This window comes from Mesorhizobium sp. WSM4887 (assembly GCF_029625865.1).
Classification (GTDB): Bacteria; Pseudomonadota; Alphaproteobacteria; order Rhizobiales; family Rhizobiaceae; genus Mesorhizobium.
Map to the genome: position 1 here is coordinate 1 of NZ_JARTVP010000005.1, position 22,314 is coordinate 22,314.

Here is a 22,314-nt window from a genome sequence, read left to right on the forward strand (position 1 = left end):
CCCCCCCCCCCCCCCCCCCCCCCCCCCCCCCCCCCCCCCCCCCCCCCCGCCCCCCCCCCCCCCCCCCCCCCCCCCCCGGCCCCCCCCCCCCCCCCCCCCCCCCCCCCCCCCCCCCCCCCCCTCTCGCGGGGGGCGCCCCCCCCCCCCCCCCCCCCCCCCCCCCCCGCGGGGGGGGGCCCCCCCCCCCGGCGCGGCCAGACGTGGGGCTCACATGCCTTGGTAGACCGGCCCCTCTCCGCCTTGCGGGGGCACCCAATTGATGTTCCGGTTCGGGTCCTTGATGTCGCAAGTCTTGCAGTGGACGCAGTTCTGCGCGTTGATGACGAAGCGCACGTCCTTGGCGGACGGGTCGGCAGCGGCATTGCCGTCCTTGTCCACCCACTCATAGACGCCGGCCGGGCAGTAGCGGGTCGATGGCCCGGCGAACACGTCGTGCTCGGAACGCTGCTGCAGCGCCATGTCGCCGACGATGAGGTGCACGGGCTCATTTTCCTCATGGTTGGTGTTGGACAAAAACACCGAGGAGAGCCGGTCGAAGGTCAAGACGCCATCCGCCTTCGGATAAGCGATTTTCTGGTGCTTGGAGGCGGGCTCGAGCGTCGCATAGTCGGCCTTGCCGTGCTTCAGCGTGCCGAAGGGCGAGAAGCCGAACAGCGTGTTCAGCCACATGTCGAGACCACCGATGCCGACACCGACGATGGTGCCGAAGCGCGACCACAGCGGCTTGACGTTGCGCACCTTCTTCAGGTCCCTGCCGATGTCGCTGCCGCGCCAGGCGTCTTCATAGGAGGCGAGCTCGTCATTGGCCCGGCCGGCGGCAATGGCGTCCGCGACATGCTCGGCCGCCAGCATGCCCGACAGCACCGCATTGTGCGAGCCCTTGATGCGGGGCACGTTGACGAAGCCGGCCGCGCAGCCCATCAGCACGCCGCCCGGGAATGAAAGCTTCGGCACCGATTGCCAGCCCCCCTCGGTGATGGCGCGAGCGCCATAGCCGATCCGCTTGGCGCCCTCGAAGGTGCCTCTGATCGCCGGATGAGTCTTGAAGCGCTGGAATTCCTCGAAGGGCGAGAGCCAGGGGTTCTTATAGTTTAGATGGACGACGAAGCCGACCGCCACCTGGTTGTCTTCGAGATGGTAGAGGAAGGAGCCGCCGCCGGTTTTCATGTCGAGCGGCCAGCCGAAGGAGTGCTGCACCAGCCCCGGCTTGTGGTTCTCAGGCTTGACCTGCCAGAGTTCCTTGAGACCGATGCCGAATTTGGCGGGCTCGCGGCCGTCGGCAAGCTGGTATTTGTCGATCAGTTGCTTGGCCAAAGAGCCGCGCGCGCCCTCGCCGATCAGCACGTATTTGCCCATCAGCGCCATGCCGGGGGCGTAGGCCGGGCCATGCGTGCCGTCCTTCTCGACGCCCATGTCGCCAGTGATCACGCCGGTCACGGCGCCGGCTTCGTTGTAGACAAGGCTCGCCGCGGCAAAGCCCGGATAAATCTCGACGCCGAGCGCCACGGCCTTGGTCGCCAGCCAGCGGCAGACATTGCCGAGCGAGACGATGTAGTTGCCGTGATTGTTCATCAGCGGCGGCATCAGGAAGTTGGGCAGGCGGAAGGACCCGGCGGGGCCGAGCACCAGAAAATGATCGTCGGTGACAGGCGTCTTGAAAGGGTGCCCTTCCTCCTCGCGCCAGCCCGGCAAAAGGCGGTCGATGCCGATCGGGTCGACGACGGCGCCGGACAGGATATGGGCGCCGACCTCGCCGCCTTTTTCCAGCACGACGACGGAAAGGTCGGGGTTGAGCTGCTTCAGACGGATCGCCGCGGCAAGGCCGGCCGGACCGGCGCCGACGATGACCACGTCGAATTCCATGCTCTCGCGTTCGATTTCGCTCATCTGCCCCTCGCTGGCTTGCCCTATTCTCGCATTTTGCTGGCTCACGCGCTGCATAGCGCATCAATTCGCGACGCGAAACCGGCGCTGACGTGACAAAGCCGATTTCGACAAAAAGTCGCGGTGTTCCATACGAAACGGCCATCGGACAGGCGACGGCGAAGCATAGGCCAGGGCCATGCATCTGGAAGGCCAGGCCTGTCCGGCACGTTTTTAATTGTTCGACGGCTTGCTTATCGGCAATACTTGGCCCCATGCGCACTCCCGAGCCAATCGGCTTTTCATTGAAGCGCTTACTCTTCACGCTCGGCGTGCTCTGCCGCGCGGTTCTTCCGCTCCTCTTTTCGCTCGGCGCCGCCCAGGCCGATCCGCAAAAAGTCTGGGCGGCCGGCGCCTACTCCTTTTCCGACGAGCTCGGCGGCTTCCGCATCACCGGCGCTTCCGGAATTGGCACCAAGGATGACCCGCTGGTCATCACCGAGGAGCTGAATTCGGCGACGCCAGTGACGCTGACCATCCGCGCGATCCGGCCGATCGAAGCCTTCGGCAGGGCCGGCAACGTGGCCAATGGGGTTATGTACATGCGCATCGACGTGCTCAACAATAGCTCCCTGCCCTGGGTCGAGTTCCAGTTCGAGCTGCAGGAAATCCTCGACCAGCCGAGCGTGTTCGGCGACGGTCTCTCCTTCGACCAGCGCAACAAGAATCCCGACAACATCGTCTCGAGCAACTTCGCCGATTTCGACCGCCAGTTCGAACCCTATGACCGGCTCTTGTTCAAGAACGGCAAGGTCGACCCGCTGAAGACGGCGACGTTCGAGTTCCTGATCACCGACTACACGCCGCGCTGGACATTCTTCCTGGTGCAGGATCCGCGCATACCGACGGGCTGACAGACATTGCGCTGAATGGCGAATTCCCGGCGGTTGCAAATCTTTGCCGCGCGGACGATGGTGGCGCCATGACTGCCGCCTCCCCCAACAACCCGATCGATATCGCAGAGCTGCTGGCCTTCTATGCCAGCGCCGGCGTTGACGAGGCGCTGGAAGACACACCTGTCAACCGCTTCGCCGAGGCCAAGCCGAAGCAAGCCGAGCGCGCGCCGGCGCAGGCCGCAACCGCGCGTGAAAGCATGCCCCTGGAGCGGCCGGCATCGGAGCCCGGATTGGAGGCAGGCCGGGCGGCGGAACGGCCGGCGGCATCGACGGGACTTGACGCAAGCCAAGTGCCCGATGCGCCGCGGCGCCCGACGCTCACCACCGCCACGGTCCCCGACGAGGGGCAGATCAAGCTCGCGCGGCAGCTGGCGGCGAGCGCCTCGACGCTTGACGAACTGCGCCAGCAGATGGCGGCGTTCGACGGCTGCAATCTCAAATTCACCGCCAAGAACCTGGTCTTCGCCGACGGCAACCCGAATGCCGACCTGATGCTCGTCGGCGAGGCGCCGGGCCGCGACGAGGACCTCGAAGGGCTGCCCTTCGTCGGCCGCTCCGGACGGCTGCTCGACAGCATGCTGGCAGCGATCGGCCTCGACCGGACATCGGCCTATATTGCCAACGTCATCCCGTGGCGCCCGCCGGGCAACCGAACGCCGACGCCGCACGAGACCGAGATCTGCCGCCCGTTCATCGAAAGGCAGATCGAGCTGGTCAATCCGAAGGTGCTGGTCAATCTCGGCGGCCCTTCCGCCAAGACGCTGCTCAACACGACCGAGGGCATCCTGCGCCTGCGCGGCAATTGGCGCGTCCACACCACCCAGTCGGGCATTGCCATTCCAGCGATGCCGACGCTGCATCCGGCGTATCTGCTTCGCACGCCTGCACACAAGAAGCTGGCGTGGCGGGATTTTCTCGAGGTGAAGGCGAAACTGAGGGCGTTGGGGTGAAGCACCTCCCCTTCTCCCACAACAAGGGAGAAGGGGAGCGATAACCTCTAAGGTAATTGAATTACTCCCCTCGCCGGCCTACTCATCCCCCATGACAACACCCGACGTCTCCGCCGGCAGCCTCATTCGTGAGTGGCGCACGCGCCGGCGCATGAGCCAGCTCGACCTCGCCATGGAAGCCGATATCTCGCAGCGGCATCTCTCCTTCGTCGAAAGCGGCCGCGCCCAGCCTTCGCGCGAGATGGTGCTGCATCTGGCCGAGCAGCTTGCCATTCCTCTACGCCAGCGCAACCAGCTTTTGCTCGCGGCCGGCTTCGCGCCGAGCTTCAGCGAAAGGCCGCTGACCGATACGACGCTGGCGCCGGCGATGGCTGCGGTCGAGACGGTGCTCAAGGGCCACGAGCCCTTCCCGGCGCTGGCGGTCGACCGGCACTGGAACCTCGTTTGCGCCAACGCGGCGATCGGCCCGTTCCTGGCCGACGTCTCGGAGCCGTGGCTGCTCAAGCCGCCGGTCAATGTGCTGAGGCTCAGCCTGCATCCCGGTGGCGTCGCGCCGCGCATCGTCAACCTCGCGGAATGGCGCGCGCATCTGCTCGAGCGCCTCAAGCACCAGAACGACGCCACCGGCGACTCCATGCTGATCGAGTTGGAGAAGGAATTGCGCGGCTATCCGTCCGGGCTGAGGAGCAGCCGGCCGGCGCCGGTCGAGCCAAGCGGCATCGTCCATCCGCTCAGGCTCGCGCATGGCGATCAGGTGCTGTCCTTCATCAGCACGATCACCGTCTTCGGTACGCCGCTCGACGTGACGCTGTCGGAGCTGGCGATCGAATCCTTCTTCCCCGCCGACGACCAGACGCGGACCGTGCTGGTGCGGCTGGCGAAGGAGCGGACGGCCGCTTCGTAGGCTTACCCCTGCGGCGGCGTCGCCCTTCGGGTTCGCGTGCGCTCGAGGCCAAGTTGCCTTTCGCGCCAGATGATGAAGATGCCGGCGGCAACCACAATCACGCCGCCGATCAGCGTGTTGAGCGACGTCACATCGCCGAACACAAGATAGCCGATGACGACGCCGAGAATCATCGAGCTATATTCGAAAGGCGCCACGACCGAAGCCTCGGCGTGGCGGTAGGCGGCCGTCATCAGGATCTGACCGAGCCCGCCGCAGAAGCCGGCCATGACAAGCAGCGCGGCTTGCATCGGCGTCAGCATCTGCCAGCCGAAAGGCAGGGTGAGCAGCGCCAGCACGCTCGCCGTCGAGGAAAACCACAGCACGATGGTCGCCGTCTTCTCGGTCTGCACGAGATTGCGTACCAGAAGCATGGCGACGGCCGAGATCGCCGCGGCGATCAGCGCCGCCATGACGCCAAGCACCTCCTGGTCGTCGAGCGCCTCGTCGGAATGCAACAGCGTCAGTTCCGGCCAGGAAACGATCAACACGCCGACGAGGCCGAAGGCGACCGCGCTCCAGCGATAGACGCGGATCGTCTCGCCCAGGAAGATCGAAGAGAACACCACGACCAGCAGCGGCTGGGCATAATTCAGCGTGATCGCTTCGGGAAGTGGCAACCTGGTCAGCGCGAAGAAGCCGAGCCCCATAGCGCCGACGCCGACGACGCCGCGCGCGATGTGGTTGAACGGCCGTTTCGTGGTGAATGCGGTGGCGAGCTGGCCCTTGAAGGCCAGAAAGGCGATGATCGGCAAGATGGCAAAGAAGGAGCGGAAGAAGACGATCTGTCCGGCGGGCACGGCGCCGGCCGCCTTGATACAGGTCTGCATGCCGACAAAGACCGCCACGGAGACAATCTTCAGCGCAATGCCGCGCAGCATATTGTGGCCGACGGCATGATCGACGGTCATCTTGCCTCGTGACGATGGTCGGAAAACGAAGCCCAGAAATAGACCTTGGCGCAGTTTTGTCGAGTGACCGTTTGGTGTAAAGAGCGCGGACTTTAGAATTCCCTCACCAGCAAAGCCTACTGCCCACCCGAATTGATAGGAAAAACGACGGAATGCGCACAGATACCGGCCATGTCTTCAAGCTCGAAGACTACCGCCCCAGCGACTATCTCATTCCGCGGACCAGCCTCGATTTCCGTCTGTCTCCGGATGCCACCCGCGTCACTGCCGTGCTCACCGTCGAGCGACGCCAGGGGGTCGCCGCTTCTACGCAGCTGGCACTCGACGGCGACGGGCTGAAGCTGCTCAGCGTTGCCATCGACGGGCAGGTACTCCCGGAAGCCGACTATCAGGCTACGCCCGACCAGCTGATCATTCCGACGCCGCCGGCGGCACGGCGCTTCGAGCTTCGTCTCGAGACCGAGATCGCGCCGTCCAGCAACGAGGCGCTGATGGGCCTTTATCGCTCCAACAATGTCTATTGCACCCAATGCGAGGCGGAGGGGTTTCGCCGCATTACCTATTTCCTCGATCGTCCAGACGTCCTCTCGGTCTACACCGTGCGCATCGAGGCGCCGCACAACGAGGCGCCGCTGCTGCTGTCCAACGGCAACCCCGTAGAAAGCAGGGCGCTCGCGGATGGCCGGCACTATGCCGTCTGGCACGACCCCTTCCCGAAGCCTTCCTATCTCTTTGCGCTGGTGGCTGGCGCGCTCGGCAAGGTCGCGGGAAGCTTCACCACCCTATCCGGCCGCAAGGTCGAGCTCGGCATCTATGTCGAGCCCGGCAAGGAGCGGCTCGCCGGCTACGCGATGGATGCGCTGAAGCGCTCGATGAAATGGGACGAGGAGGTCTTCGGCCGCGAATACGACCTCGACGTCTTCAACATCGTCGCCGTGTCAGACTTCAACATGGGCGCCATGGAGAACAAGGGCCTCAACATCTTCAACGACAAATATGTGCTGGCCGACGAGGAGACGGCGACCGATGCCGATTTCGCCAATATCGAGGCGATCATCGCGCATGAATATTTCCACAATTGGACAGGCAACAGAATCACTTGCCGCGACTGGTTCCAGCTCTGCCTGAAGGAAGGGCTGACGGTTTACCGCGACCACGAATTCTCGGCCGACCAGCGCTCGCGCGCGGTAAAGCGCATCGCCGAGGTGCGCACGCTGCGCGCGCATCAGTTCCCCGAGGACCAGGGACCATTGGCGCATCCGGTCAGGCCGCGCCGCTACCGCGAGATCAACAACTTCTACACGGCAACAGTCTACGAGAAGGGCTCGGAAGTGGTGCGCATGATCCGCACCATCCTCGGAGCGGAAACCTTCCGAGCCGGTATGGACCTCTATTTCGAGCGGCATGACGGCGAAGCGGCGACGATCGAGGACTTCCTCAAAGTGTTCGAGGACGTCTCGGGCCGAGACCTCGGGCAGTTCGCGCTCTGGTACCATCAGGCCGGCACACCGAACCTGACGGTGAGTTCCTCCTACAATGCGGCGGCCAAGGCATTCACGCTGGAGATCGAACAGTCGGTGCCGCCGACGCCGTCGGAAAGCCGCAAGCGACTGATGCATATTCCCCTCGCCTTCGGCCTGGTCGGCGCCGGCGGCAAGCCTGTCGCCTGGACAGCCGTCGATGGCGCCACCGTCGAGGACGGCATCATCCATGTCCGAAAGCGGCGGCACACGGTGCGCTTCTCGGGGGTTTCGGAGCGGCCTTCGGTGTCGCTCAACCGCGGCTTCTCGGCGCCGATCACGCTCTCGGTGCAGCAGAAGGCCGACGACCAGTTCTTCCTGGCCAGCCATGACAGCGATCCTTTCTCGCGCTGGCAGGCCTTCAACACGCTGCTCACCGACGCGCTCATAGCGGCGTTCCGCCAGCTGCTGGGCGGCAAAGAGTCGGCCTTCGACGCAAAGCTCGCCGAGCTTGCCGGAAGCATTGCCCGCGACGAGACGCTGGAGCCGGCCTACCGGGCGCTGGCTCTGTCGCTGCCCGGCGAGGCCGATATTGCGCGCGACATCGGCCAGGGCATCGATCCCGACGCCATTTTCGTCGCCCGCGAGGCGCTGGCGCGGACGATTGCCATGGCGAATCGCGAGATCTTCTCGGCCCTTTACGCCAGCCTGGCCGACAACGGTCCGTTCGCGCCCGACTCGGCAAGCGCTGGGCGCCGCGCGCTGCGCAACATCCTGCTCGATTACCTGTCGCTCCTGCCCGATGGCGCGGCGCTTGCCGCGCGGCATTTCAACGCCGCCACCAACATGACCGACCGCGCCGCGGCGCTGACCGTGCTGGCGCACCGTCATGCCGGCTCCGCGCAAGCGGAGGAGGCACTGTCGGCCTTCGAGATGAGATACCGCGGCGATGCGCTGGTGCTCGACAAATGGTTCCAGATCCAGGCCGGAGTGCCGGGACCGCTGACCGTCGAAAACGTGCGCGCGCTGATGCAGCACCCTGCCTTCTCGATCGCAAATCCGAACCGGGTGCGCTCGCTGATCGGCACCTTCTCCAGCGCCAACCAGACCGGCTTCCATCTTTCCGGCGGCCAAGGCTACCGCTTCTTCGCCGAGACCGTGCTGGAGGTCGAGAAGCGCAACCCGCAAGTGGCAGCACGGCTGGCGACGGCGCTCAGGTCCTGGCGCTCGCTGGAACCGGTCCGGCAGAACAAGGCAAGGCAGGCACTGCTGCAGATCGCGAACGCCGACAACCTGTCGGCCGACTTGCGCGACATCGTGGAGCGGACGCTGGTGTGATTAGCAAATCTCCCCCCTCGTGGGGGAGATCAGCAGTTTCGACGAATTTCAATCAACTTTTAATCTTTTTTGGCCGCGCCTCTGGACAAGGCGAATCACCTTTGATTCCTTATTGACGATTCGGACGTGCGGCGTAGCCGGATCGTCAAGTATGCGGCAAATCGGGGAGTGCCATTTATGGCCAAGACGGACGCGTGGGGCGCGCCCGGAGGGAGAGCTTTTGCGCGTCGCGAGGCAAGGAGCGGCGGGCCTGCCGGCAATGCGCGTCTGATCGCCGAACCCGCTTACCAGCGGCTGCTGGCGGCGGAACCGCTGCTGCGCCGCTCCATCCCCGCACTGATCATCATCTTCCTGATCGTCATCGCCGCACTGCGCTTCCTGTCGCTGGTGAACGACCGCGAGGAGGTCGAACGCGACGCCAAGTCGGTGCTGGCGTTAGCCGCCGGCCAGATGGCACAGGCGATTACGGCCGACCCGAACGCAGCCGGCGTGAATGCGACGGACCTTCTGGAGAAGACCAGCCGCCAGGGCGCCATGGGTCGCAGCCACGTGCTGGCCATCACCGACGGCGCTTTCAAGATCGTCGCGGTATCGCCATTGTCGACCGGCTGGCAGGGACGCTCGCTGGACAGCCTCGTGCTCGGCGGCCAGCCGCTGTTCATGTTCGGCGACCGCGCCGGCGTTATGGATGTCAGCATCGGCGGCAAGGACTGGTTCGCCGCCGTCAGCCTCACCGGCGACCGCAAGAACGCCGCGGCGGTGCTGGTGCCCAAGGAGGCGGTGTTCGACAGCTGGCGCAAGACGGTGTCGCTCAACGTCACGTTGTTCGTGCTGACGGCCGGCGTGCTGATCGTCATCCTTTACGCCTATTTCGGCCAGGCGGCGCGCGCCCAGGCGGCCGACCGCATCTATCTCGAAGCGCATCAGCGCATCGACATGGCACTGGTGCGCGGCCGCTGCGGGTTGTGGGACTGGGACATGGTGCGCGGCAAGATGTACTGGTCGCGCTCGATGTACGACATGCTGGGCTACGAGCCCTGCGATACGATGCTGTCCTTCGGCGAGGTCGACGAGATCATCCATCCCGACGACGGCGACCTCTTCGAGCTCGCCAATCGCATCGTCGAGCGCGAGATCGACCATATCGACCAGGTGTTTCGCATGCGCCACGCCGACGGGCAGTGGGTGTGGATGCGCGCCCGCGCCCAGGTGATCGACCCGGAAGCGCCCGAGATCCAGCTGATCGGCATCGCCGTCGACGTCACCGAGCAGCGGCATCTCGCGCTGCGCTCGGAAGCGGCGGACATGCGGCTGCGCACGGCGATCGAGAACATCAACGAATCCTTCGTGCTATGGGATGCCGCCGAACGGCTGATCATGTGCAACTCCAAATTCCAGCAGGACAACGGGCTCTCGGACCGTGACGTGATGCCGGGCGCGACCCGCGACATGCTGGAGGAGCGCATGCTCGCCTTCGCCTCGGAGCGCAGGCTGGCCAACGCCAACGGGCCGCATGGCGGTGTCACGCTGGAGCGCCAGCTTGCCGACGGACGCTGGCTGCAGGTCAACGAGCTCAGGACCAGAGACGGCGGCATCGTCTCGGTCGGCTCCGACATCACCCAGATCAAGCTGCATCAGGAAAAGCTGGTCGACAGCGAGCGCCGCCTGATGGCGACGATCCACGATCTTAGCCTCGCCCGCCGCGCCGAGGAGGAACGCGCCAAGGAGCTTGTCGAGCTCAATCGCAAATACATGAAGGAAACCGAGCGCGCCGAGGCCGCCAACCGGGCGAAGTCCGAATTCCTCGCCAATATGTCGCATGAACTGCGCACGCCGCTCAACGCCATCATCGGCTTCTCCGAGCTGATGCAGCAAGGCCTGTTCGGACCGCTTGGTTCCGAGCGCTACGAGGAATATGCCAGCGACATCAACGGCAGCGGCAAATACCTGCTCGGCGTCATCAACGACATTCTCGACATGTCGAAGATCGAGGCCGGCCAGTTCTCGCTTGACCGCGAGGAAATCGACCTCTGCCCGCTGATCAGGGAAACGGTTCGCGTCATCTCGCTGCAGGCGGCGGAGAAGTCGATCACGGTAGAGACGCGCATCGCCGATGCGATGCGGCTCTACGCCGACCGCCGCGCGATCAAGCAGATCGCAATCAATCTGCTCTCCAACGCGGTGAAGTTCACCGGACAGGGCGGCAAGATCACGGTCAGGGCGCGCAGCGCCTCAGGCGCGCTGGTGCTCACCATCGAGGACAATGGCTGCGGTATCCCGAAGCAGGCGCTGAGCAAGCTCGGGCGGCCGTTCGAGCAGGTGCAAAACCAGTTCTCCAAGAACCACACCGGTTCCGGCCTGGGCCTCGCCATCTCGCGTTCGCTCGCCGAACTGCAGGGGGGCGCGCTGAAGATTCGCTCCACCGAAGGCGTCGGCACGATCGTGTCGGTCCGCATCCCGCTGAAGAAGGCGCCGCCCATGGTCAAGGTGGCGGCTTAGTTGGCGCGCTGAAATTCGAAACGCCGGCGCCAGGGAATGACGCGTGGATTAACCGCGCGAGATCGACGCTCCCGCGCGAAGCAGAAGCTCGAAATCCTTCCGAACCTTTCGCGACGTCTCCTTGAGATGCGCTTCGAGCACACCGAAATCCGGCAGGTCGGTGGCCGCCAGAAGCAGATCAGAAAGCCCCGGCGGAACATCGTCGCGCTGGAACTCGCCGGTAAGGCAGAGCCTGATCATCTGGGTCAGCGCGAGATAGAGCCTCCAGGCCTCGCAAAGCTCCTGCCGAACATCAGGCGCCGCGTAACCGGGGGCCAGCCGCGCCAGCACTTCCGCCGTCGCGGTTGCCCGCCTACCAGCCTCGACCGCGCCGGTGATGACCGCGACCTGGGCGATGAATTCAAGGTCGATCAGGCCGCCGGGGATCAGCTTGATGTCCCAGAGATCGCGCGGCGGCTTTTCCGTGTCGATCAGCGCCCGCATCTCGGAGGCATCCGCCTTCACCTTGGCGCCGTCGCGCGGCTGGGCGAGAACCGCCGCGACCTCGTCCTCGACCTCGGCGCAAAGCGCTGCGTCACCGCCGATGGCGCGTGCTCGTGCCAGCGCCATATGCTCCCAGGTCCAGGCATCCTGCCGCTGATATTTCTTATAGGCGTCGACATGGGTGGCGACGGGCCCCTTGTTGCCGGAGGGGCGCAAGCGAAGGTCGAGCTCATACAGGACGCCTTCGGCCGTCGGCGCCGAGACGGCGGCGATCAGCCGCTGCGTCATGCGGGTGTAGTAGTGTGAGGGCGCCAGCGGCTTCTCGCCATCGGAGTCTTCCGCATCCGCATCGTGGTCATAAAGCAGGATCAGATCGACATCCGAGCCGGCAGTGAGCTCGCGGCTGCCCAGCTTGCCCATGCCGAGGAGCGCGACCCTGCCCCCGGCAATCCTGCCATGGCGCAACGCGAACTCGGCGATGACTGCGTTGAGCGCCGCTTCGATCGTGAGGTCGGCCAGGTCGGAGAAGGCGCGACCGGCGCGCCCGGGATCGATGGAGCCCGCAAGCAGCCGCACGCCGATCAGGAATTTCTGCTCGGAGGCGAAGATGCGCAGCCGGTCAAGGACATCCTCATAGGCGCGGTCTCCGTCGATGAAAGCCGCAAGCCGCGCCGACAGATAGGCACGGTCGGGCAGTTCCGCGAGCAACGCCGGATCGAGCAGACCGTCGAACACATGCGGGCGGCGCGTGATGATGGCGGCGAGCCGCGGAGCGGCGCCCATGATCGTCGCCATCAGCTTGAGCAGTGCCGGATTGGACTGCAAAAGCGAGAAGAGCTGGATGCCTGCCGGCAGGCCGGCGAGGAACTCGTCGAAGCGGATCAGCGCCTCGTCGGCGCGGCGCGTCTGGCCGAAGGCTTTCAGCAGCGCCGGCGTCAGTTCCGTCAGCCGCTCGCGCGCCTCCGCCGACTGGGTGACGCGGTAGCGGCCGAAATGCCAGCCGCGAATGACGCGGCAGATGTCGCTCGGCCGCTGAAAGCCTAGGCGATGCAAGGTCTGCAGCGTGTCGGGATCGTCGACATCACCGGTGAAGACCAGATTGCCGACGCCGGCCGACAGTTCGGGTGCCGTTTCGAACAGCGCCGCATAATGGCGCTCGACCTGCTGCAGCGAGGCGCGGAAAGCTTCCGCGAATTCCGCCTCGCCGGTGAAGCCGAGCATCAGCGCGATACGCTCCAGTTCCTCGTCCTCTTCCGGCAGGACATGCGCCTGTTCGTCGGCCACCATCTGGACGGCATGCTCGACACGGCGCAGGAACCAGTATTGCCGGGTGAGCGCATCGCGCGCATCGGCGGTGATCCAGCCGCGCGCGGCGAGCGCGTCCAGCATCGGCACCGTTTCGCGGCCGCGCAGTTCCGGGAAGCGGCCGCCGGCAATCAGCTGCTGCGTCTGGACGAAGAACTCGATCTCGCGGATGCCTCCGCGGCCGAGCTTGACGTTATGGCCTTTCACCGCGATCTCGCCGTGGCCCTTGTGGGCATGGATCTGGCGCTTGATCGAATGGACGTCAGCGATAGCGGCGTAGTCCATGTATTTCCGCCAGACGTAGGGCTGCAATTCCTTGAGGAAGGCCGAGCCCGAGGCAAGGTCTCCGGCCACCGGCCGCGCCTTGATCATGGCGGCGCGCTCCCAGTTCTGGCCGCGGGCCTCATAATAACGAAGCGCCGCCTCGACCGGGATCGCCAGCGGGGTCGAGCCGGGATCGGGGCGCAACCTCAGATCGGTGCGGAAGACATAGCCATGCTCGGTGCGGTCCTGCAGGATGCGCACGAGACGGCGGGTGAGGCGCGAGAACAGCTCCGTCGCATCGAGCGGATCGACCATCGCCGGCGCCTCCGGATCGAAGAAGACGACGAGGTCTATGTCGGAGGAAAAATTCAGCTCATGCGCGCCGAGCTTGCCCATGCCGAGCACAATCCAGCCCGAACCGCGCGCCGGGTCTTCCGGATGGGGCAGCTTGAGCTTTCCTTGCCCGTGCGCGTCGAGCAGCAGGAAATCGACCGCGGCGCGTGTGCAAGCATCCGCCAGGTCGCTCAGACGGCGCACCGTCAGCGCGGTTTCGGCTTCGCCGGACAGATCGGCCAGCGCGATCAGGAAATGCGCTTCGACCTTGAACTGCCTGAGTTCCATCATCAGGCTCGATTCCGAAACATTATCGGCCCGCGCCGCGCGATCGACCGCCTCGCCGATCTCGTTGAGACGCGCTTCGATCGTCTGGCCGAACAGCTTGTCGAGAATGGCCGGCCGGCGGCGGGCCGTATCACGCAGGAACGGCGACAGGTCGAAGATGGCGGCGAGCAATTCCTGCAGTGCTCCCTGGCCGGCGAGGAACGCGGCCAGACGCGGAAGGCCGTCTTGCTCGGCCGCGTCGGCGATCTCGGACAATTCCCTCCGGGCATGGTCGCCGCCGAGCGGGCGAAGCGCCAGCGTCGGTCGGAGTTGCCATTCCGTATCGATCTTCTTTTTTGCCATCCTGGCCGCCATCAATGCGTCTCCCGGGCCGGGAAACTCATGACTACGGACAATCCGGGATTGGCGGGCAGAAGATCAAGCCTGCCGTTGTGGAAAGTCATGATCGCCTTGGCGAGGCTAAGGCCCAGACCCGAGCCCGGCTGCGAACGGCTCTTCTCCAGCCGCACGAAACGCTCGGTGACCCTGGCGCGGTCGGCATCGTCGGGGATGCCAAGGCCATTGTCGGAAACGGCGAGCTTGACCTCGCCGCCGATGCGCTCCAGCGTGACGCGCACTTTCGGGCTCTCGGCGGCGCCGGTCGAGTATTTGATGGCGTTGTCGACGATGTTCGACAGCGCCTGGCCGATCAGTTCGCGATTGCCGTTGATAGTAACCGCTTCCGGCACCGCGGTTTCCAGCACGACGCCCGCCTCTTCCGCCACCGGCTCGTAGAGCTCGACGACATCGCTCACCGTAGCGGCGAGGTCGACCGGGCCGGTTGTCTCGGAGGAATAGCCGGCCTCCAGCCGCGAGATCATCAGGATGGCGTTGAAGGTCTTGATGAGCTGGTCGGACTCGGCGATCGTTCCCTCCAGCGCCTGACGGTAGTCCGTCGTCTTGCGCTTGCCGGCAAGGGTGGCTTCGGCGCGGTTGCGCAGCCTGGTCAGTGGCGTCTTCAGATCGTGAGCGATGTTGTCGGAGACCTGCTTCAGCCCCTCGTTCAGCATGGCGATACGGGCAAGCATCGTGTTGAGGTTTTCGGACAGGCGGTCGAATTCGTCACCGGCGCCGGTCACCGGCAGCCGTCCGCTAAGGTCGCCGCCCATGATGCGGCGACTTGCGTCGGAGACGCTGTCGATGCGTTTCAGCGCGGCGCGCCCGACGAAGAACCAGATCAAGAGGCCGCCGAGCCCCATCATGCCCAGCGCCAGCATCAGCGCGCGGCGGATGACGGCGCGGAAGCGCTCGGGCTCGCCAAGATCGCGGCCGACCAGCAAGATCATCTGATTGGGCAGTCGCAGCACCAGCGCGATAGCGTTGTGGCCTTCTTCGCCTTCCGACCGAGCGCTGCTGTCGCCCGGGGACGGCGCGCTCTGATCGGTGCCACCACCACGCAACCGGTCGAGTTCGCCCTCACCGAAGCGATGGTACGAAAAGGGCTCCGTCGTCCAGCCCTCGGTTTCGATGATTCCCGGCTCCAGGCTCTGCACATTGCCGGTCAGGATCTGGCCGTTGGCGTCGGCGATCAGATAGAGGTTGGCGCCAGGCTGGCGCGAGCGGGCTTCAACCACGCGCACCAGCAACGGCAGGCCGCCATTTTTGTATGCGCGAGCCAAGCCGAGGATCTCGTCATTGATCGTGTCCTGGGTCTGCGCCGTCAGCATGCGCGCCGAGAGCGACGTCATGTAAAAGACGAGCAGCACGGCGCAGAGAGCGAAAAGCAGAAGGTAAAGCGCCGAGAGCCGGGCCGCCGTCGTCTTCATGATGGCCGGCAGGGAAAGAGCCATGTGCGCCTAGATCAGGATGACGATTGGCTGCACGGTAACCCCTTGTTGCAGCATCTTTTCCGAAACGTTCCCTGACTTTCGGTTTGGGATCATGCTCTAGCCGCCTTTCAGCATGTAGCCCGCGCCGCGGATGGTGTGCAGGATCGGTTTGTCGAAACCCTTTTCGATCTTGCCGCGCAGGCGCGAGACATGAACGTCGATGACGTTGGTCTGCGGATCGAAATGATAGTCCCAGACATTTTCCAGCAGCATGGTGCGCGTCACCACCTGGCCGGCGTGGCGCATCAGATATTCCAGCAGGCGGAACTCGCGCGGCTGCAGCGTGATCTCGCGGCCGGCGCGCTTGACCGAATGCGACAGACGGTCGAGCTCGAGATCGCCGACGCGGTAGACGGTCTCGGTTTCCCGGGCGCCGGCGCGACGGTTCAACACCTCGACGCGGGCAAGCAATTCGGAAAATGCGTAGGGTTTGGTGAGATAATCGTCGCCGCCGGCACGCAGCCCCGTGACGCGGTCGTCGACCTCGCCCAGCGCCGACAGGATCAGCACCGGCGTGGTGTTGCCGCGCGAGCGGAGCGCTGCGATCACCGACAGCCCGTCGCGGCGCGGCATCATGCGGTCGACCACCATCACGTCATAGTCGCCGGCGTCGGCAAGCGCGAAGCCGGTCTCGCCGTCGCCGGCGACATGGGCGGTGTGGCCCGCCTCGGCGAAGGCTTTCTGCAGGTAGTCCGCAGCCTCGCGGTCGTCTTCCATGACGAGAATCTTCATGGAGCCGTTATACGCGATTTCACTGGAGGGTTGAGGGGCAGCCATGACTCAGCGCCTTTGCGTTCGCCAGCCGCATGTCGTGATCCCAGACCGGTACCCACTTGCGGGCACCGTGCTTGGCAAGCGGCAGCGGGTGATGGGAAACCCGCTGCCGCAGGAGCGAAACACGGTGACTGACTGACGTGCTCGGCCCCATGTTTTCCCGGCGGCGGCTCGGGGGTGTTGAAACCGCCGCAAGGAAAAGTCGCTGAGCAATTCCAGGAAAGGCGTGAAGCGGGTTTCCGTCCGGAATTGCGTCAAACAGAGAGTTAGAGCGGTTCTGCGTTCTCGAGGAGCGCTTGAACCGCTCTATCAGATCAGCCCTTGCCGACCGGCAGCGCGACGAAGCGGTTGCTATCGTCGCGGGTGATCTGCATCAGCACGGCCTTGCGGCCCGACTTGGAGGCATCGGTCATGGCCTTGGAAACGTCGTCGGTAGTGTTCACCTCGTTCGAATTGATCGAGGTGATGACGTCGCCGGGCTGAATGCCGCGGTCGGCCGCATCGCTGTCCGGATCGACATCGGTGACCACCAGGCCCTTGCCGTTTTCCGACTTGGTGACGGTGAGGCCGAGATCGGCAAGCGTATCGGCCTTGGCGGGAGCCGCCTGCTTGTTGCCGTCTTCGTTCGAGGCCTGCTTGTCGCTCGAAGGCAGCGTGCCGAGGTCCACCTTGACCGTCTCGTTCTTGCCGTTGCGCCAGACAGTGACATCAACCGACTTGCCCGGCGCATAAGCGCCGATCATGCGGGCGAGTTCCTTCGGCGAGGCGACGTCCTTGCCGTCGACCTGGGTGATGACATCGCCGGCGACGATGCCTGCCTTCTTGCCGGGACCAGCGTCCTGCGCGCTCGAAACCAGCGCGCCTTTGTCCGACTTCAGGCCGAGCGACTCGGCAATGTCGGAGGTGACCGGCTGGATCTCGACGCCGAGCCAGCCGCGCTGGACTGAGCCGTTCTTCATCAGGTCTTCGACCACTTGCTTGGCGGTCGAGGCCGGGATGTCGAAGGCGATGCCGACGCTGCCACCCGACGGCGAGAAGATGGCGGTGTTGATGCCGATCACCTGGCCGTTGAGGTTGAAGGTCGGACCGCCCGAATTGCCGCGGTTGACCGAGGCGTCGATCTGGATGAAGTCGTCATAGGGGCCGGCGCCGATGTCGCGGCCGCGGGCCGAAACGATGCCTGCGGTGACGGTGCCGCCGAGGCCGAACGGGTTACCGACCGCCACGACCCAGTCGCCGATGCGGATCTTGGAGTCGTCGGCGAAGTCGACATAGGTGAACTTGCCGCCGCCATCGACCTTCAGCACGGCGAGGTCGGTGCGCGGATCGGTGCCGATCAGCTTGGCGTCGAGCTCCTTGCCGTCATTGGTGACGACGGTGAAGTCGGAGCCTTCCGAAACCACGTGATTGTTGGTGACGAGGTAGCCGTCCTCGGAAATGAAAAAGCCCGAACCTTGAGCCACGGGGCGCGGCTCGCCATTGCCGTGGTTGCGGTGATTGAAGCGGGGCATGCCGAACTGGCCGCCCTGATCGCCGAAGCCGCGGAACTCCTTGAAGAAGCGGCGCAGCTGCGGATTGTCGGGCAGGTTGTCGAAGCCGTTCTGATCGTCGGAGCCGTCATCGGCCGTCGGCTGGATCTTGGCCTTCACCTTGACGCTGACCACCGCCGGCGAGACGCGCTCGACGACGTCGGCGAAGCTCGGAACCTGCGGAGCCTCGACACGCACAGCATCGGCCAGCACGGGCGCAGTGCCGGTGGCAAGCGCGCCTGCGCCGACCGCACCAATGACGGCCAGGGACGCGACAGCCGCCATCAGGCGCTTGCGGGTGCTTGAATATGAATCGGGGGCAATATTCATGGGTCTCGTTTCCTCTTTCGAAGTGGATGCGCTCAGGAGAGCATCCTCGGAAAAGAGACTTAGTGAGGCGCACATTACGGCGCCATTTCCGATATATGAAAATTTTGTAATGTTGGCGCTTTAATCGCGCAGCAGCTTGTCCAGCGCCGCCTGTTCCTCGGCGCTGAGCGTGCTGCCCGGCGCGCGGCGTGAACGGGTGCTGAGCACGATGAAGATGCCGCCGGCCAGAAGCAAAAGCGCCGGGGTGCCCCACAAAAGCGCGTTGCGCAGGCTGAAGCGTGGCTTCAAGAGAACGAACTCGCCGTAGCGCGACACGATGTAATCCATCACCTGCTGGTCGGTATCGCCGGCGACGAGGCGCTGGCGCACGAGGATGCGCAGGTCGCGGGCCAGGTCGGCGTCGGATTCGTCGATCGACTGGTTCTGGCAAACCATGCAGCGCAAGCCTTCGGACAGCGCGCGTGCGCGAGCCTCCAGCGCCGGATCGGGCAGCACCTCATCGGGCTTCACCGCCTGTGCCGCGCCGGCGAAGACCAACGCCAGCAGGAGGATCAGCGAGGCGAGCGAAGACTTCGCTTTCATGTCGGGCTCGCGGGTAAGGCAGCGGCAGCCGGCTTGCGGCGCCTCGCGGGGGCGCCAACGCGCAGGCGGCGGTCGAGCAGCGACATGGCGGCGCCCGCCATCATCACCAGTCCGCCGCCCCAGATCAGCGTCACCAACGGCTTCCACCACAGGCGCACGACGACCGAGCCGTCCTTGCCCTCATCGCCGAGCGACAGATAGAGCTGGCTCACACCCAGCGTCCTGATGCCGGACTCGGTCGTTACCGTCTGCCGCACCGGATAGAAGCGTTTTGCAGAGGTGATCTCGCCATCGGCATTGCCATCGGCGCCAATCAGCAGGAAGCGGCCGCGCTCCTCGGTGAAGTTTGGGCCTTTCTGAGGAAACAGTCCTTCGAAGCGCAGCGTGTGGCCGGAAAGTTCCACCGTCTCGCCGACGCGCATGGTGAGAATCTTCTCCGTGCCGAACGAAAGCGTGCCGACGATGCCGAGCAAGGTGAGCCCGAGGCCGAGATGGGCAAGCGCGGTGCCGAAGACCGAGCGCGGCAGGCCGGCAAAGCGTCTCAGCACGTCGGCCGGCGCCACCGAGCCGATGCCCGACTTGACGGCAAGGTCGGTCAGCGCGCCGGCGACAAGCCAGACGGCGAGGCCGACGCCAAGCGCAGCGAAGACCGAGGCGCCATCGATGAACAGGCCGGTGACCAGCATCGCGGCGATCGCCAGCCCGAAGGCCGCCATCAGGCGCTGCGAGGCGGCAAGGACGTCGCCGCGCTTCCAGGCAAGCAGCGGACCAAACGGCACGATGGCGAGCAGCGGCAGCATCAGCGGGCCGAAGGTCAGGTCGAAGAAGGGCGCGCCGACCGAGATCTTGCCGCCGGTGATGGCCTCAAGCGCCAGCGGGTAGAGCGTGCCGACGAGCACCGTCGCGGTCGCCGTGGTCAGGAACAGATTGTTGAGCACGAGCGCGCCTTCGCGCGAGATCGGCTGGAACAGGCCACCTGCGGTCAGGGTGGAAGCGCGCAGCGCAAACAGCGCCAGCGAGCCGCCGATGAACAGCGTCAGGATGCAGAGGATAAAGACGCCGCGCGCCGGATCGGTGGCGAAGGCATGCACGGAAGTCAGCACGCCAGAGCGGACAAGAAAGGTGCCGAGCAGCGACAGCGAGAAGGTGAGGATGGCAAGCAGCAGCGTCCAGATCTTCAGCGCCGAGCGCTTTTCCATGACGATTGCCGAATGGAGGAGCGCCGTGCCGGCGAGCCAGGGCATGAAGGAAGCGTTCTCGACCGGGTCCCAGAACCAGAAGCCGCCCCAGCCAAGCTCGTAATAGGCCCAATAGGAGCCCATGGCGATGCCGCCGGTCAAAAACATCCAGGCGACCAGCGTCCAGGGCCGCACCCAGCGCGCCCAAGAGGCGTCGATGCGGCCTTCGATCAGGGCTGCGACCGAGAAGGAGAAGCAGATCGAGAAACCGACATAGCCGAGATAGAGCAGCGGCGGATGGATGGCGAGGCCGAGGTCCTGCAGGATCGGGTTGAGATCGCGGCCCTCGATCGGCGCCGGGTTCAGCCGGATGAAGGGATTGGACGTCGCCAGGATAAACAGGAAGAAGGCGGCGCCGATCATGCCCTGCACGGCCAGAACATTGGCTTTGAGCGTCGCCGGCAAGTTGGCGCCGAAGACAGCGACGAGCGCGCCGAAGAAGGTCAGGATCAGCACCCAGAGCAGCATCGAGCCTTCGTGGTTTCCCCAAGTGCCGGTGATCTTGTAGATCATCGGCTGCAGCGAATGGGAGTTTTCCCAGACGCTCGCCACCGAGAAATCGGAGCCGGCATAGGCGGTGGCAAGAGCGGTGAAGGACAGCGCGGTCAGCGCAAAGCCGGTGACCGCGACCGGGCCGCCGACCGCCATCAGCCGCTGGTTGCCGGCGCGGGCGCCGACCAATGGCACCAGCATCTGCACCAGCGACAGCGCGAAGGCGAGGACGAGCGCGAAATGTCCGGTCTCAACCATTATTGGCTCTTGCTCTCCTGCCAGACGCCCTTGGCTTTCAAGCCGTCGGCGACCTCCTTGGGCATATAGCGCTCGTCGTGCTTGGCTAAAACGCTATCGGCGACGAAGACGCCGTCCGGGCCGAAAGCGCCCTCGGTGATGACCCCCTGCTCCTCGCGGAAGAGGTCGGGCAGGATGCCGGTATAAGTGACCTTGACCGATTTCTGCATGTCGGTGACCGAAAAGGCGACGGTCGCGCCCTGACCGCGAACGATGGTGCCTTTTTCGACGAGCCCGCCAAGGCGAATGCGCTGTCCGGGCTGGACGGTTGCGGCGGCGAGGTCGGCGGGCATGTAGAAATACGAAGCCTTCTGGCCGAGCGCGTAGAAGGTAAGACCGGCAGCAGCGCCGAGGAAGGCCAACCCTGCGAGGATCACCGACAATCGCTTCTGCTTGCGCGTCATGGCCTACTCCGTCGCCGTCACGCCGAGGGAGGCGGCAAAGGCGGTGAATTTCTTGGCCTGCTCGCTGTCGGCGCCGAAGACGGCAACCGCGCGGCCGAGCGCGTCGCGCGCCCGGTCGGCCTTGCCGAGCAAGACATAGGAACGAATGAGCCGCATCCACCCTTCCTCGTCGCGCGGATTTTGTTTCAGCCGGTCGTCGAGGCTGGCGACCATGGTCTCGATCATTGCCTGCCGGTCCTGCGGCGCCATCTGCCGCGCCGCCTCGACCTGCCCGGCATCCGGGCCGGTCGCCGGCTTGCCTGCCGCCGCCGGCGGCTCGGCCCTTTCGGCGAGCGCCTGCTGGACGGCGCTGCGCCAGGGCGAATCGGGCGCAAGCTGACCGAGCATCTTTTGCCAAGCGGCGGCGGCTTCCGCCTTCCTGCCTTCCTGGGCCAGGCCCATCGCCAGATAGAAATTGGCCTTGGCGTTGGCGGGATCGAGCTTCAAGGCCGCGTCGAAGGCGCCCTGAGCCTCGGCCGTGACGATCCCGCCGGCAGCGTTGGCGATCGCCTCGCCAAGGCCGGCCTGACGCACGGCGCTGTCGCCGTCGAGGCGGATGGCGTTGCGATAGGCGGTCACCGCGTCGGCGTAGCGCTGCAGGCGCAGATAAACTGGCGCCAGCACGTCCCAGCCCTTGCCGTCCGAAGGGTTGGCGGCGAGATGCGCCTCGGCGCGGGCAACCAACTCGTCGACCGAGGACTCGGCAGGGTTCTTGGCCAGCCGCTCGGCCAGCGGCTGCGAGGGCAGATCCGGCGAGCCGAGTAAGCCGTAGAGCCCCCAGCTGACCAGCGGCACCGCCAGCACGGCGGCGGTGGCGACCAGCCTTGCGGCGCGCGAAGGGCGCGGCGCTCGCGCGCTTGGCTGGCTGTGCGAGCCGAGACGCAGAATGCGGCGGCCGATCTCGGCGCGCGCTTCCTCCGCCTCACCCGGCTGGATGAGACCGCGCGCCATGTCGCGGTCGAGTTCCGAAAGCTGGTCGCGATAGACTTCGAGATCGTGATCGCCGGCGGTCGATGCGGCTTTCGTGCCGCCGGCCAGCGGCAAAAGCACCGCCAGGCTGGCGCCCAGCGTAAGGATTGCAGCTATGACCCAGAACAGCATGGCTATTCCAATAAAGGCAGAGCCCTGCCCTGCCAACACGGACGCCCTGCGACGCTTTGGCGGCAGA

16 protein-coding genes are annotated in these 22,314 nt (G+C 65.4%); 6 read left to right on the top strand and 10 right to left on the bottom strand.

Annotated features, from left to right (window positions below; all coding sequences use genetic code 11):
* A partial coding sequence (locus P9230_RS19430) for a hypothetical protein (protein WP_278120514.1) occupies positions 1–223 on the top strand: 223 nt, incomplete at its 5' end.
* Here the strand turns inward: P9230_RS19430 and P9230_RS19435 are convergent.
* Positions 208–1,887, bottom strand: coding sequence for an electron transfer flavoprotein-ubiquinone oxidoreductase (locus P9230_RS19435; protein WP_278120515.1), 1,680 nt, complete (start codon positions 1,885–1,887; stop codon positions 208–210). The genes P9230_RS19430 and P9230_RS19435 overlap by 16 nt on opposite strands.
* 251 nt (positions 1,888–2,138) lie before the next feature.
* On the opposite strand from P9230_RS19435, the gene P9230_RS19440 reads away from it, so the two are divergent.
* The 3 genes from P9230_RS19440 to P9230_RS19450 all read left to right on the top strand — a co-directional run bounded on the left by P9230_RS19440 (position 2,139) and on the right by P9230_RS19450 (position 4,673).
* Complete coding sequence (locus P9230_RS19440; protein WP_067321008.1) at positions 2,139–2,777, top strand: hypothetical protein; 639 nt, start codon at positions 2,139–2,141, stop codon at positions 2,775–2,777.
* Positions 2,778–2,845: 68 nt separating this feature from the next.
* On the top strand, positions 2,846–3,769 hold the full coding sequence (locus P9230_RS19445) for a uracil-DNA glycosylase (RefSeq protein WP_095823702.1): 924 nt from the start codon (positions 2,846–2,848) through the stop codon (positions 3,767–3,769).
* Between the two features lie 91 nt (positions 3,770–3,860).
* The gene (locus P9230_RS19450) at positions 3,861–4,673 is read left to right on the top strand and encodes a helix-turn-helix transcriptional regulator (protein WP_095800144.1); all 813 of its coding nucleotides are present in this window, start codon (positions 3,861–3,863) and stop codon (positions 4,671–4,673) included.
* A 2-nt stretch (positions 4,674–4,675) separates the two neighbouring features.
* Here P9230_RS19450 and P9230_RS19455 read toward each other — a convergent pair whose 3' ends face one another.
* Positions 4,676–5,623: a DMT family transporter gene (locus tag P9230_RS19455; RefSeq protein WP_127215813.1), complete on the bottom strand. Its 948-nt coding sequence runs from the start codon at positions 5,621–5,623 to the stop codon at positions 4,676–4,678.
* A gap of 152 nt (positions 5,624–5,775) precedes the next feature.
* Between P9230_RS19455 and pepN the strand changes: the two genes are divergently transcribed.
* Positions 5,776–8,421 carry an aminopeptidase N gene (gene pepN, locus P9230_RS19460; protein ID WP_278120518.1) on the top strand — a complete coding sequence of 882 codons (2,646 nt, stop codon included), beginning with the start codon at positions 5,776–5,778 and terminating at the stop codon, positions 8,419–8,421.
* Between the two features lie 177 nt (positions 8,422–8,598).
* Positions 8,599–10,920: a PAS domain-containing sensor histidine kinase gene (locus P9230_RS19465; protein WP_278120520.1), complete on the top strand. Its 2,322-nt coding sequence runs from the start codon at positions 8,599–8,601 to the stop codon at positions 10,918–10,920.
* Positions 10,921–10,968: 48 nt separating this feature from the next.
* On the opposite strand, the gene P9230_RS19470 is transcribed toward P9230_RS19465, so the two are convergent.
* The 8 genes from P9230_RS19470 to ccmI all read right to left on the bottom strand — a co-directional run bounded on the left by P9230_RS19470 (position 10,969) and on the right by ccmI (position 22,247).
* The gene (locus tag P9230_RS19470; RefSeq protein WP_278120522.1) at positions 10,969–13,947 is read right to left on the bottom strand and encodes a bifunctional [glutamine synthetase] adenylyltransferase/[glutamine synthetase]-adenylyl-L-tyrosine phosphorylase; all 2,979 of its coding nucleotides are present in this window, start codon (positions 13,945–13,947) and stop codon (positions 10,969–10,971) included.
* The gene (locus P9230_RS19475) at positions 13,947–15,422 is read right to left on the bottom strand and encodes a HAMP domain-containing sensor histidine kinase (RefSeq protein ID WP_067320986.1); all 1,476 of its coding nucleotides are present in this window, start codon (positions 15,420–15,422) and stop codon (positions 13,947–13,949) included. The genes P9230_RS19470 and P9230_RS19475 overlap by 1 nt, the downstream gene beginning before the upstream one ends.
* Positions 15,423–15,518: 96 nt before the next feature.
* Positions 15,519–16,193 (bottom strand): response regulator transcription factor, encoded by a 675-nt coding sequence (locus P9230_RS19480; RefSeq protein WP_066997584.1) that lies wholly within the window; start codon positions 16,191–16,193, stop codon positions 15,519–15,521.
* A 356-nt stretch (positions 16,194–16,549) separates the two neighbouring features.
* A complete protein-coding gene (locus tag P9230_RS19485) occupies positions 16,550–18,094 on the bottom strand; it encodes a Do family serine endopeptidase (protein ID WP_095823709.1) in 1,545 nt (514 codons plus the stop codon).
* A gap of 120 nt (positions 18,095–18,214) precedes the next feature.
* Positions 18,215–18,676, bottom strand: coding sequence for a cytochrome c-type biogenesis protein (locus P9230_RS19490; RefSeq protein ID WP_278120525.1), 462 nt, complete (start codon positions 18,674–18,676; stop codon positions 18,215–18,217).
* Complete coding sequence (locus P9230_RS19495; RefSeq protein ID WP_278120527.1) at positions 18,673–20,664, bottom strand: heme lyase CcmF/NrfE family subunit; 1,992 nt, start codon at positions 20,662–20,664, stop codon at positions 18,673–18,675. The genes P9230_RS19490 and P9230_RS19495 overlap by 4 nt, the downstream gene beginning before the upstream one ends.
* Positions 20,664–21,107: a cytochrome c maturation protein CcmE gene (ccmE, locus tag P9230_RS19500; protein WP_095823712.1), complete on the bottom strand. Its 444-nt coding sequence runs from the start codon at positions 21,105–21,107 to the stop codon at positions 20,664–20,666. The genes P9230_RS19495 and ccmE overlap by 1 nt, the downstream gene beginning before the upstream one ends.
* Positions 21,108–21,110: 3 nt before the next feature.
* Positions 21,111–22,247 carry a c-type cytochrome biogenesis protein CcmI gene (ccmI, locus tag P9230_RS19505; protein ID WP_278120530.1) on the bottom strand — a complete coding sequence of 379 codons (1,137 nt, stop codon included), beginning with the start codon at positions 22,245–22,247 and terminating at the stop codon, positions 21,111–21,113.
* Positions 22,248–22,314 lie beyond the last annotated feature (67 nt).